This window comes from Rhodococcus sp. SBT000017, assembly GCF_003688915.1.
Classification (GTDB): domain Bacteria; phylum Actinomycetota; class Actinomycetes; order Mycobacteriales; family Mycobacteriaceae; genus Rhodococcoides.
Genome location: NZ_REFU01000001.1, coordinates 935546 through 947801 on the forward strand (window position 1 = coordinate 935546; position 12256 = coordinate 947801).

Genomic DNA, 12256 nt, shown 5'->3' on the forward strand with positions numbered 1-12256 from the left:
CGAACTCAACGCTGTTCCGGCTCCGCCTCCGGCGACGCCGCCAGGGCGCCGACGTCGAACCCCTTCGACAGCTCGGGTGCGGATGCCAGCGACGTGTCGACCGGCTTGCGCGCCACTGCTTCTGCAGCCTTGACCGCCTCGGCGACCGCCGGATCGGTCTTGGTCTCGAACCATTCAGCAACCTCGTCCGAGTCGTCCTCGGGCTTGGGCTCGTTGCCGGCCGACTCGTTGGGCTCGTACCGGAACACACCGTCCTCGCCGGGCGCACCGAGTGTCTTGGCGAACCCCTTGAGAGCGTCACCGAAATCGCTCGGAATCATCCACACCTTGTTCGCATCACCCTGAGCCATCTGCGGCAACGTCTGCATGTACTGGTACGCCAGCAACTCGGGTGTCGGCTTGCCTGCCTTGATGGCACCGAACACCTTCTCGATCGCCTTGGCCTGACCCTGAGCCTCGAGGTACTTCGCGGCGCGATCGCCCTGCGCACGCAGGATGCGCGACTGCCGCTCACCCTCGGCGGTGAGAATGGACGCCTGCTTGCCACCCTCGGCTGCAAGAATCCGGCTCTGCTTGTCGCCCTCGGCCGTCTTGATCGCCGATTCACGATGACCCTCGGCAGTGAGGATGGTCGCTCGCTTCTCGCGATCGGCCTTCATCTGCTTCTCCATCGACTCCTGAATCGAGGGCGGCGGGTCGATGCTCTTGAGCTCGACTCGGGCCACTCGCAGGCCCCAGCGACCGGTTGCCTCGTCCAGCACGACGCGGAGTTGACCGTTGATCGAATCACGCGAGGTGAGAGTCTCTTCCAACGTCATTCCGCCGACGACGTTGCGCAGAGTGGTGGTGGTCAACTGCTCGACACCGACGATGTAGTTGTTGATCTCGTACACGGCCGACTGCGGGTTGGTCACCTGGAAGTAGACGACGGTGTCGATGGACACGGTCAGGTTGTCCTTGGTGATCACCGGCTGCGGCGGAAACGACACGACTCGCTCACGCAGGTCGACCTTGGCGCGAATACGGTCGACGAACGGCACGAGAAACGTGAGCTGACCGGACACGGTGCGCGTGTAGCGGCCGAGCCGCTCGATCACGGCGGCCTCGGCCTGCGGGACGATCGAGATGGACTTGGCCATCAACACCGCGACGAACGCGACGATGACAGCCAGTGCGATGAGTGCTTCCACTGGCTACGGTCCCTTCCATACGACGGCGGTAGCGCCGTCTATTTCCATCACGGTCACGGTGGTACCCGGGGCATAGACCTCGGTCTCGTCGAGTGGACGAGCGGTCCACACCTCCCCACCGAGCTTGATCTGGCCTTCGTGGGCAGTGACCTGTTCGAGAACCACCGCACTCTTGCCGGTGAGCGCGGCCATTCCCATCGGGGTGTCGGGCGGAGTCGCGAAGCGCCGCAAAAGAATGGGCCGCAACCCGAGCACCAATGCCAACGACAGGACACCGAAGACGATCGCATCGGCCCACACCGGGAAATCGGTCAGAGCCGAGACGCCTGCGGTGCCGAGCGCGCCGCCGGCGATCATCAGAAGAAAGAAGTCGCCCGTCAGTGCCTCGGCACCGGCGAGCACCACTGCCGCTATGAGCCAAATGATCGCTGCCACAGCCTCCATCCAAGCACGAATCGGACAATTGCCGGTGCGTTGCTGGACACAGCCCTACTCGGTGACGAAGTCGACCAATTGTTCGACGGCCCCGATCAGTGGTGCTTCGAGATCACGGAAGCTCGAGACCGACGAATACACCCGACGCCACCCCTCCCGCGGACTACCCCACCCCAGCTCTCGGCAGATTCCGGTTTTCCAATCCTCACCCCGCGGGATCTTCGGCCAGGCATCGATACCGACAGCAGCGGGCTTGACCGCCTCCCAGACGTCGATGAACGGATGACCGGTGACCAGAACGTGCTCGCCCAGCGACCTCGTCAACTTCGACTCCTTGGACCCGGTCACCAAATGGTCCACCAGCACTCCGACTCGTCGGCCGGGGCCGGGACCGAAATCTGCCAACCGCTCCCCCAGATTGTCCAGACCCTCCAGATGCTCGACGACCACGCCCTCCACCCGAAGATCGTGCCCCCACACACTTTCCACCAGGGCCGCGTCGTGCACGCCCTCGACCCAGATGCGGCTGGCACGGGCGGTGCGCGCGCGTAGGCCCTCGACTTTGGTCGAACCGGACGCGGAACGCGTCGGTGCCGCCGCTGCCGCCGCAGGCTTGGGCCGAACCAGGGTGACCCGACGTCCGTCGATCAGGAATGCTGCCTCGCGCAGGGCGAACAGCCGCGTCGTGCGGGCACCGTCCTCGAGCCGGACGAAATCTCCGTCGTAGGTGCGCTCGAAGCCGACCACGGCACCGCAGTACCCGGTTCCGGCATCTTCGACGACCAATCCGCGCTCGGCCGACACCTCCGGTGCCGGAACCTTGCGCATGCGACTGTGCCCTTTGAGAATGTCTCCGCCGTACATGTCGTTCACGGCGACCAACGCTAGCGACACCGGCGTCCCGAGCACGGTTCGCCACGCCGACCTATGCTCGTGAGTCGTGTGTTCTTCGAGTGCAAGTCTCGCCCTGTGGGCCGGTTCCTGGCTGGCCGGTGCCAGCTCGCCCGACGACGTCATCGACGCCATGTCCGAGTGGGCACCGATGCATCTCGTGGGTGCGGGCGATGCGGACGCGGCCGAGAACTTCGGGCTGGAGTACCCCGGCTACGCCGATGGAATCGCGGGCTTGCTGCACGCGATCAGAGCGGCTGCAACGGCGTCGACGCCCGCTGCCGGAGACGATCGGGTCAAGCTGGTTCTGCCTGTTCCCGGCGCGGTGAGCGGCCTCCCCGCGAACACGGACTTCTCCCGAGCTGCCCTCGGCACCGGTCAGGCGGTGGTGATCGGGACCTCGGGTAACGCCGGGATCGGGTTGGTGCCCGTCGTGGAGGGCCCGGATGTGTTGCGCTGGACCGTGTATTCGATCGTCGTCCCCGAGCACGCACAGCGGGACCAGGGGTTGGGTGAGGCCGAGTACGAGATGCGTGAGGCCGTGCGCGGCGCGGCGGACGCTCTCGCGCAGATGCAGTCGCTACCCACCCGAACCCTCGACGCCGATCCGCGTACCCGTATTGCCACCTTGATCGCCGACGCGGCACGGCATCGCTACCCCGCAGAAATGTCCGACAGGGCGTTCCGCGTCCTCGAATCGGCGGATCGGGTCGCCGCCATTCTGACGGTCGCGGCGGGATCGGCTCCGTCGGAAGCACCGACCGCGTCGGCAGCCGCAGCACGTGAAGAACTCGTTCGACCGCTGTGGGCTGCAGTGCGTACCGCGCGCACCATCGCTGTGGCGACGAGCATCGAAGCGGCGATGCACTCCGCCTGACACCCCATCGGGAAGCGGGTGTCAGGCAGAGACGTTCACGACGAGGCGGCGGCGGGCCTGGAGGGGCGGGTGGGCTGCTCACAGCAGCCGACGGCGCAGCGAATGCCGTCCAGTGTCGAACCGTAGCCGGGCACGCTGCCGAGTCCGCGGCATCGGCCACCGACTCGGTATTCGTCCACGAGTTCGCGAATCATCTGTGGGAAACGCGCGTCGGATCCGGGGGTGCCTGCGCGAGCGAAGGCCATTCCGAGTTCGCGGGCCTTCTCCTCCGCTTCGGTGTCGAGATCCCACACGACCTCGAGATGGTCGGACACGAATCCGATCGGACACACGATCACGGCGTCGACGGACTTCTCCGACAGCGCTTCGAGGTGATCACAGATGTCGGGGTCGAGCCACGGCACCTGCGGGGGCCGGAGCGGGACTGCCACACCAGGTCGTAGTCGTCGACACCCGACGCGGCCGCGACGAGCCTCGAGGCCTCGGTCACCTGACGGCTGTAGAGGTGGCCGCCGTCCTCGGGCGGGCCTGCGTTGGCGTCGGCGGCCGAGGGGATCGAGTGTGCGGTGAACACCAGACGTGCACCGTCGCGGTGCTGCTCGGGCAGTGATGCTCGCGCCGATGCGACCGCGTCGCTGAACGCGTCGACCATCAGCGGGTGGTCGTAGTACTGCCGAATCTTGAGCAGATGCGGCGCATCGTCACCGACGGCGGCGCGGGCCCGGGCGATGTCCTCGTGGTACTGCCTGCATCCGGAGTAGCCGCCCCAGGCGGAGGTCGGAAAGACGAGCGCGTTCCTGATTCCGTCCGACTTCATGGTCGCGACGGTGTCCTCGATCATCGGATGCCAGTTGCGGTTTCCGAAATAGATCGGCAGATCCACTCCGGCGGAATCGAATTCGCCGCGGAGTGCATCGATGATGTCTCTGTTGAGTCGGTTGATCGGCGAGACGCCCCCGAAGTGCATGTAGTGCTCGACGACGGCGTCGAGCCGCTCGGGCGGCACTCCACGTCCGCGAGTGACGTTCTCCAGAAAAGGGCGTACGTCGGCGGGCTGTTCCGGCCCGCCGAACGAGAGCACCAACAATGCGTCGAAGTCTCCAGGGGTGGTCATGATTCCATTGTGCCCCCGTCGCAGACCGGCCCCGGCGGGGGTCCGATCGGCGAACGAAACCTCTCGGTGGGCGAAACCACGTGCGGTTTCGCCCACCGCGGCATCACATGTTCTCGGGCAGGTACGTGTTGTGGCTGGCTCCGCCGTCGACGTACACGATGGATCCGGTGGTGCCGGGCAGCCAATCCGAGAGCAACGCGACGATCGACTTGGCGACGACGGTGGGGTCGTTGACATCCCAGCCGATCGGAGCAGCGCCGTCCCAGTAGACGTTGAGCTGATTCATCTTGGCCGCATCGTCGGTTGCCGTACCCGCGATGGCCTTGGCGGCCAGGGTCTTGATGGGGCCGGCAGCGACGAGGTTGGAGCGAATGCGCTTGGCGGCGCCCACTTCACGGGCGACGTAGCGGTTGACCGATTCCAGTGCAGCCTTGGCCACGCCCATCCAGTTGTAGTACGGCATCGACGTGCGCGGGTCGAAGTCCATTCCCACGATGGAGCCACCCTCGTTCATGACCGGCAGAACTGCACGCGCGAGCGATGCGTAGCTCCACGCCGAGATCTCGAAGGCCTTGGCGGCGTCGGGGCCGGGGCCGTCGAGGAACGGCTTCGCGTCAGGGCCCATCAGGGTGCGGGGAGCGAATGCGATCGAGTGCAGAACCCCGTCGATACCCTCGGGTGCTACTTCGCGTACGCGGTCGGCCAGTGCAGCGAGGTGTTCCTCGTTGGTGGCGTCGAGCTCGATCGCCGGGGGCACCTCCTTGGGCAGACGCTGTGCGATGCGGTCGATGAGCCGAAGCCGATCGAACCCGGTGATGATCACCTTGGCACCCTGCTCCTGCGCCATGGCAGCGGCGTGGAACGCGATCGAGGCATCGGTGATGATGCCGGTGATGAGAATGGTCTTGCCTTCGAGCAATCCGCCCATGGTGCAGTGTTCCTTAAATCGGAGGTGAATGTCTATATCGTTGCGCGAAAGGGACTTTCAGTGACCCATGCCCAGACCGCCGTCGACCGGGATGACCGCACCGGAGACATAAGCCGCATCAGGCGAAGCCAACCAACTCACGACGCCTGCAACCTCTTCGGCTTTACCCTTGCGCGCGAGCGGAATTGCTTTGACGGCCATTTCCTGGATCTTCTCGTCCAGGACCTGAGTCATCTCGGTGTCGATGAATCCCGGCGCGACGACGTTGGCTGTGATCGAGCGGGAACCGAGTTCACGGGTCAGCGAGCGCGCCAAGCCGATGACGCCAGCTTTCGATGAGGCGTAATTCGCCTGACCGGCCGTGCCGGTCATTCCGACTACGGAACCAAGGAAGATGAACCGACCGTAACGGGCACGAAGCATCGAGCGACTTGCCCGCTTCGCCACGCGGAACGCACCGGTGAGGTTGGCGTCTAGAACATTGGAGAACTGCTCGTCAGTCATCCGCATGATGAGTGTGTCGTCGGTGGTGCCGGCGTTCGAGACCAAAACCTCGACCGGTCCCTGCTTCTCCTCGACCTCCTTGAAGGCCGCGTCCACCGAGGCGGAGTCGGTGACGTCGCAGACGACTCCGAACAGCCCGTCGGGAGCGCCGGAGCCGCGGTGGGTGACGGCTACCTTGTGGCCGTCGGCTTGGAGCCTCTGGGCGATGGCAAGACCGATACCCCGGTTACCTCCGGTGACGAGTACTGATCGCGCGATGAAGTCAGGTGTGGACATGCCTAGCAACCTATCTGTTCGTCCTGGAATGACAAAGCGAAACTTACTGGTGAGTAAGAACAACGATCACGGAAGACGTTGCCTCATCACCAACGCCGAACCGAGGCCAACCGAGATGCACAGAACACCGAGTATCAGCCAGGGACGCGAGGCGTCGCCGCGGGTGATCTCGAAACCGATCTGCTCCTCCAGGGTGTCGTACACGTCGCGGAGGTCCTCGAGCGACGACGCGGTGAAGAAGCTGCCGCCGGACAGATCCGCGATGTCCCGCAACGACGGATCGTCCACCGGTACCGGCACCCGTTCGACTCCGGCCTCGTCCTCGATTTCGACCGAGCCATAGCTCGTGCCGAACGAGATGGTGGAGATGGGGACGTTCTTGTCCTTGGCGGCTCGCGCCGCGGTGTACCCGCCGCGTGGGTCGTCGAGGTTCTGCGGAACGGTCTGCTTGCCGTCCGAGAGCAACACGATGCGCGCCGGTGGTGCCGCGTCGCCGCCGCCGAGTATCGCGCCGAGAGTGTCGATCGACTGGAGCGAGGTGAAGATCGCCTCGCCGGTGGCCGTTCGCTCACTGAGCTGCAACTTGTCGATGGCGGACTTGGTGGCTTCGCGGTTGGCCGTAGGCGAGACCAGAACCGACGCCGTACCGGCGAACGCGACCAATCCGAGATTGATGCCGGGCGTCAGACCGTCCGCGAAGGATTTTGCTGCTTCCTGTGCGGCGGCCAACCGAGTCGGCTCGACGTCGGTGGCCTCCATGGACAGCGACACGTCGATCACGAGCATGACGGTCGCCCGGTTCCGCGGCACGCGCTCGTCCGCCGTCGGGCCGGCCAGCGCGACCGTGAGGAACATCAGACCGACCAGCACCAGTGCGGTGGGCAGGTGACGTAACCGGTTCGGCCGATCGGGCGCGACGGACTCGAGCAGTTCCATATTGGAGAACCGCAGTACGTGCTTCTGCTTGCGCCGCTGGATCCAGACGTAGCCGACCGTCAGTGCGATGACGACGACGAGGAATCCGAGCCACCACGGCGACGCGAAATCGGTCAGGCTCATCGTGAACCCGCCCGAGCGGTGTTGGTGAACCCGGATCCGATGGTGTGCCTGCGTGCGGTCACGAACCGTACGACGTCGGCGATCCAGTCACCGTCGGTGCGGAGCGTCAATCGAGGTGCACCGCACCGCCGCAACGCCTTCTCCACGTCGTCGCGGTGTGCGGCTGCTGCGCGCGCGAAATCTGCCCGCAGCCGCGGCGTCGTACTGAATTCGCGAGTGCGGCCGGATTCCGGATCGTGGAGAACGACGTCACCGACGTCGGGCAGTTCCAGATCACGTGGGTCGAGTACCTCGACGGCCAGCACGTCGTGCCGAGCGGAGATGGCCCGAAGCGAGCGCTCCCAGTCGATCGGCCCGAGAAAGTCGCTGATCACCACAGCCATCCCGCGGCGGCGTTCGGGCCGTCGCAGCGCTTCGATGGCAGCGCGCAGGTCACCGCGCACACCGTCGGCCGCAGCAGGCGTGGTGGCTATGGCACGGAGCATCGACTGCGTGTGCACGCGGCCGCCCCGTGCCGGAATGCGGTTGGTGTCTGAACCGGTGGCAACCACCGCGCCGATTCGATTGCCGCCGCCGCCGGACAGATGCGTGATGGCAGCCGAGGCCGCGACCGCGAGATCCCGCTTCTCGCACCCGGTGGTGCCGAAGTCGAGGCTGGCCGACAAGTCGACCACGAGCCAGGTCTCCAGCTCGCGGTCGGCCACGGATTGCCGCACGTGCGGATGCGTCGTGCGCGCGGTGACCGACCAGTCCATCTGCCGAACATCGTCGCCCGGCTGGTACTCCCTGGCGTCGCCCGGTTCGGATCCAGGACCGGGAATCAACCCGAGATGGTCACCGTGCAGCACCCCGTCCAGCCGTCGACGCACCGTCAGCTCCAGGGTCCGCAGTGCTGCGGCCAGCTTCGGATCACGAAGCTCACCCGAACGGAACGACGGTGGCCGGGCTACCACGGCTCGGCCTGCGGTCGCGGAGGCGGTGTCGGATCCGCTCACTGCCCCGGCGTACCGATCGATGATCCGTCACCCGACGGCTTCTGCAGAGACGGTGCTGGCTGGCCGTACGGCCCGGCCTGCGGATGTTGTTGAGGGCTGGGCTGTTGAGGGCCGGGCTGCTGGGGTGCAGGCGGTTGCCCCTGGCCGGGAAACTGGCCGGGTGCCGGAAACTGCCCCTGTGTCGGGTACGGCCCCTGCGGCTGACGTCCATCGAAGTGCGGTCCGTCCGGACCGGATCCGTTGCTCTGCGGTACCGCCTGCGGCGACACCTGCGGTAACCCGACGGTCTGCAGCACCCGGGAGATGACCGTCTCGGGCGTCACCTCGTCGGCAAGCGCGTCGTAGGACAGCACGAGACGGTGCCGGAGCACGTCGGGAATGACCTCGAGTACGTCCTGGGGAACGACGTAGTCGCGACCCCGGAGCAGAGCCAGTGCGCGGGAGGCCGCGATGATGCCGAGCGTCGCACGCGGCGATGCACCGTAGGCGATCCAGCTGGCCACGTCGTCCATACCGAACTGCTCGGGAGTACGGGTAGCAGCGATGACCCGGACCACGTAGTCGACGAGTGCGTGGTGCACGAACACCGAGCCGGCCAGATTCTGCAGGCGAACCAACTCGACCGGGTCGAGGATCTGCTTGGGTTCGGGCGCCTTGATGCCCATGCGGTAGACGATCTCGCGTTCCTCCTCGACCGTCGGATAGTCGACGACGATCTTGAACAGGAACCTGTCTCGCTGTGCTTCGGGAAGGGGGTACACACCCTCGTTCTCGATGGGGTTCTGCGTTGCCATCACCAGGAACGGATCGGGCATCGGGAACGTCTTGCCGCCGATGGTCACATGCCGTTCGGCCATGACCTCGAGCAGAGCGGACTGCACCTTCGCCGGCGCACGGTTGATCTCGTCGGCCAGCACGAAGTTGGCCACGACGGGTCCGAGTTCGGTGTCGAACTCCTCACGGCCCTGACGGTAGATTCGGGTGCCGACGAGGTCGGTGGGCACCAGGTCGGGAGTGAACTGAACTCGCGAGAACGAGCCACCCACCACCCGTGCGAAAGTCTCGACCGCAAGGGTCTTGGCGACGCCGGGTACACCCTCGAGCAACACGTGTCCGCGGGCGAGCAACCCCACCAGAATTCGCTCGACCAGCCGATCCTGACCGACGATCACGCGCTTGACCTCGTACACGGCCTTCTCGAGAAGCTGGACGTCCTCGGCCAGGGCCGGACTGTCCACCCGCTTCGGCTCCCCACCCGGTGGATTCGGAGTCGGAGACTCGACTCGCGTCGACCCCTCGTCGTTCGAAATCCGGCCGTCACGTGATGTCACCAAGAATTCACCGCTTTCAGTCGATCGTCGTCGGGCACGTTTCATACCGCCGCAATCAACTATTCCAGGTGATCGGGATGCGCGCCGAAAGGCACCCCCGACGCGCGCGCCGGGGGTGCGCTCAGGACACCATGCGCACGGCGTACGGCGTCATTCCGCTGTATCGCACGTCGGACACCTTGACCACCGAACCCGATTGCGGGGCTTCGAGCATCTTCCCGTCGCCGAGGTAGAGCGCGACGTGTTGGCTGGCGTTGGGTCCGTAGAAGATCATGTCGCCGCGCTTCATCTCCGAGGACGGCACCTGCTTGCCCGCCGTGTACTGATAGCCGGTGTAGTGCGGCAGCGAGATACCAAGCCCTGCGAAGGCATAGATCATCAGCCCCGAGCAGTCGAAGCCGACCTTGTTGTAGTCGCCGTAGCTGTCTGCGACTCCGCCGTCCCTGATGCCCTTGGTCGGCCCGTTCTCGTCGCCGCCGCCCCAGGAGTACGGCACGCCGAGTTGGCTCATTCCGCGGTCGATCGCCAACTCGACAGCTGCGCTTCCGGTGACCGACGGCGTCGTGGACGTCTTCGGTTTGGCGGGTGTCTTGGGCGTGGTGGGGGTGGTCGCGGTCGAACTGTCCGAGTCGGTCGATGCGCTCGAATCGTCGTCCACGTCCACGTGCGAACGCTGGCCCTCGGCGATGGCCGCCGCGCGTTGCTGCGCCGCCAGGTTGGCCGATACTCGCGCAGCTGCCTGTACAGCAGCTTCCTTCGCCGCGGCCGTTGCGGCGGCGATGGCCGCATCCTCTGCCGCCTTCTGCGCCTCCCAGTCGCCGTACGCGGCTCGTTGGTCCTGCAGACCGGCGACGTTGCTGCGGGCGGCATCGAGTTCGGCCTGCGCCGAGTCACGCTGCGATTCGATCGTGGCCTTCCGGTCGGCCTCTGCCTGCAGCGCTGCCTGCGCCTCGGCGATGGCCTGTTCGGCCTCTGCCTTCTTGGCCTCGGCTTCCGAGGCGGCGGCGTCGGCCTGCTGCTTGGACTCACGCGCCGCCGAATCGCGGTTCGCCTGCTCGGTACGGGCCCGCTGCAGGCCGTCGAGTACCGCGTTCTGACTGTTGGAGAGAACCTTCAGGACCTGGGCGCGGTCCAGAACGTCGTCCGGTCCGCTCGATCCCAGGAACGACGCCATCGAGGCGACGCCCGAGCCCTGGGTGTAGCTGGATTTGGCGAACTCGTCGAACTTGGCCTGGGCTGCCTGGATCTGGGTGCCTGCATCGGCGAGAGCCTGCTGCGCGGCGCCGACGATTGCGGCAGCGACATCGGCCGCGTCACGTGCGTTCTGCAGATCGACCAGGGCCTTGTTGACGCCTTCTCGCTTCGACGCGACCTCGTCGTCGAGTTGGGCCAGCTGCTGGTTGGCCGAGGCAATCGCGTCGATCAGCTGACCGACCTGGCCCAGGCTCGAATCGACGGCGCTGCCCGCGGCGGCGATGTCGGTGTCCGAGGGGTTGGGCGGTGGCGGTGGTACCGCGGCGGCAACCCCGGGAAGGGTCGCCATCAACGCGAGAACAAGGCCTGCGCCTACCAGCACGAATCGGGTACGGACGAGTGCACGGCGGTGAGTTCCGCGGACTTGACGTCGGCTCACAAATGTCTCCCTCGGGTCCGGCATTCACTCGGGTTCGCGTCGAACCGTCGTGCCGTCGAGGTGCTCTCCGTCCTCCACCCCGATCGCAGGTGACGGTGAGCGTTCTCGCCGGGCGGGAAAGAAACACGCAGCGATACGACAGGTGCGAACCACGTCAGTCACACCCGAAGCAGTGGCCTCCCGAGTTCCCCACGGATGACAACCGCCTTCTGCGACACTCCTTCCCCAGCAGTGCCAATGGCACCGTACGACACTTCGCACCCTAAAGAAACTCCAGTCACAAATGACACATTGGTAATTCGACCAGGCACAACGCCGTGAACTCGGGGTTTACCGGAAACAATTTTTCCGACTTTTTCGGACGACCTCACGGCCATGATCGGGACCGGGTCGAACGGTGTGGGCGTCGGTCAGTCGAACGACACTCGGACGAGCGTGCTCAGTCGGCGACGGACTCGCTGTGCGCGCGGTCGTTCGTCTCCGCACGAGAGCGATATCGGCGGACCTTGACGACAGCTGTCAAGGCCACGACCGCGGCGACCACGACGACCAGACCGCCCGTGAGCAGCCCCCACGGTGTCTGATCCTCGACGAGGGTGTCGACGAAGTTGTCGGCAGCGACGACGTGGTTGCCGGTGTAAGTACGGTCCTGGCCGGCTTCGAGGGTCACCCGACTGATCGAGTCGCTGAACGTGCCCACCTGCCCGGGGCTGAGCACGAGAACCGTGCCGCCCTCGCGTGCTCCGACAGCGGTGGCGAGGTCTCGCAGTTGCGAGTCGTGGCGAGGTTCGGTCGGCACGATCACGATGCTCAGATCGATGCCGTGGTCCTCGGCGCGCGCGACGGCAGCGGACAACCCGGCTTCCTCGTCGGCGGGGGCACTGACGCCGGACTCGCGGACCGTGGCGACGATGCTGTCGACGTCCAGACCTGCCGGAATATCGGTGGCAAGTGGGGAAACGGCGTGAATCGGCTCAGGCATCTCTCGTCCAGTCGGTAGGAACCAGTCGGGTCGAACCCTAC

General features: G+C 65.9%; 11 protein-coding genes and 1 pseudogene. 1 reads left to right on the forward strand and 11 read right to left on the reverse strand.

Annotation, left to right across the window (positions count from 1 at the left end; genetic code table 11):
* Positions 1-5 precede the first annotated feature (5 nt).
* Genes AYK61_RS04050 through AYK61_RS04060 form a run of 3 tightly spaced genes read right to left on the reverse strand, consistent with a single transcriptional unit; the run spans position 6 to position 2489 of the window.
* A complete protein-coding gene (locus tag AYK61_RS04050; protein WP_121869906.1) occupies positions 6-1190 on the reverse strand; it encodes an SPFH domain-containing protein in 1185 nt (394 codons plus the stop codon).
* 3 nt (positions 1191-1193) lie between these two features.
* Positions 1194-1625 carry an NfeD family protein gene (locus AYK61_RS04055; RefSeq protein WP_037190035.1) on the reverse strand — a complete coding sequence of 144 codons (432 nt, stop codon included), beginning with the start codon at positions 1623-1625 and terminating at the stop codon, positions 1194-1196.
* 54 nt (positions 1626-1679) lie between these two features.
* Positions 1680-2489: a DUF3097 domain-containing protein gene (locus tag AYK61_RS04060; RefSeq protein WP_121872419.1), complete on the reverse strand. Its 810-nt coding sequence runs from the start codon at positions 2487-2489 to the stop codon at positions 1680-1682.
* A 76-nt stretch (positions 2490-2565) separates the two neighbouring features.
* Here AYK61_RS04060 and AYK61_RS04065 point away from each other — a divergent pair, with 76 nt between their 5' ends.
* On the forward strand, positions 2566-3393 hold the full coding sequence (locus AYK61_RS04065) for a hypothetical protein (RefSeq protein WP_183130146.1): 828 nt from the start codon (positions 2566-2568) through the stop codon (positions 3391-3393).
* Positions 3394-3428: 35 nt separating this feature from the next.
* Here the strand turns inward: AYK61_RS04065 and AYK61_RS04070 are convergent.
* From AYK61_RS04070 to AYK61_RS04105, 8 genes and pseudogenes are all read right to left on the reverse strand, one after another.
* Positions 3429-4507: pseudogene (locus tag AYK61_RS04070) on the reverse strand (ferrochelatase).
* A 103-nt stretch (positions 4508-4610) separates the two neighbouring features.
* Entirely contained in the window at positions 4611-5435 is an 825-nt protein-coding gene (inhA, locus tag AYK61_RS04075; RefSeq protein ID WP_094615150.1) for an NADH-dependent enoyl-ACP reductase InhA, read from the reverse strand.
* A gap of 57 nt (positions 5436-5492) precedes the next feature.
* Positions 5493-6215 carry a 3-oxoacyl-ACP reductase FabG1 gene (fabG1, locus tag AYK61_RS04080; RefSeq protein WP_121869908.1) on the reverse strand — a complete coding sequence of 241 codons (723 nt, stop codon included), beginning with the start codon at positions 6213-6215 and terminating at the stop codon, positions 5493-5495.
* A gap of 66 nt (positions 6216-6281) precedes the next feature.
* A complete protein-coding gene (locus AYK61_RS04085) occupies positions 6282-7274 on the reverse strand; it encodes a VWA domain-containing protein (protein WP_121869909.1) in 993 nt (330 codons plus the stop codon).
* Positions 7271-8269, reverse strand: a complete 999-nt coding sequence (locus AYK61_RS04090; RefSeq protein ID WP_183130147.1) for a DUF58 domain-containing protein — start codon at positions 8267-8269, stop codon at positions 7271-7273. The genes AYK61_RS04085 and AYK61_RS04090 overlap by 4 nt, the downstream gene beginning before the upstream one ends.
* A complete protein-coding gene (locus AYK61_RS04095; protein ID WP_121869910.1) occupies positions 8266-9507 on the reverse strand; it encodes a MoxR family ATPase in 1242 nt (413 codons plus the stop codon). Before AYK61_RS04095 ends, AYK61_RS04090 begins: the two co-directional genes overlap by 4 nt.
* Before the next feature lie 214 nt (positions 9508-9721).
* Complete coding sequence (locus tag AYK61_RS04100) at positions 9722-11233, reverse strand: NlpC/P60 family protein (RefSeq protein WP_121872421.1); 1512 nt, start codon at positions 11231-11233, stop codon at positions 9722-9724.
* Between the two features lie 439 nt (positions 11234-11672).
* Positions 11673-12215: a DUF6676 family protein gene (locus AYK61_RS04105; RefSeq protein WP_121869911.1), complete on the reverse strand. Its 543-nt coding sequence runs from the start codon at positions 12213-12215 to the stop codon at positions 11673-11675.
* Positions 12216-12256 lie beyond the last annotated feature (41 nt).

What these genes read in the sequence shown, in the direction of transcription:
- AYK61_RS04060 (WP_121872419.1), bottom strand. Translation starts at nt 2,489, where the DNA reads ATGTACGGCGGAGACATTCTCAAAGGGCACAGTCGCATGCGCAAGGTT.
- inhA (WP_094615150.1), bottom strand. Translation starts at nt 5,435, where the DNA reads ATGGGCGGATTGCTCGAAGGCAAGACCATTCTCATCACCGGCATCATC.
- fabG1 (WP_121869908.1), bottom strand. Translation starts at nt 6,215, where the DNA reads ATGTCCACACCTGACTTCATCGCGCGATCAGTACTCGTCACCGGAGGT.
- AYK61_RS04085 (WP_121869909.1), bottom strand. Translation starts at nt 7,274, where the DNA reads ATGAGCCTGACCGATTTCGCGTCGCCGTGGTGGCTCGGATTCCTCGTC.
- AYK61_RS04105 (WP_121869911.1), bottom strand. Translation starts at nt 12,215, where the DNA reads ATGCCTGAGCCGATTCACGCCGTTTCCCCACTTGCCACCGATATTCCG.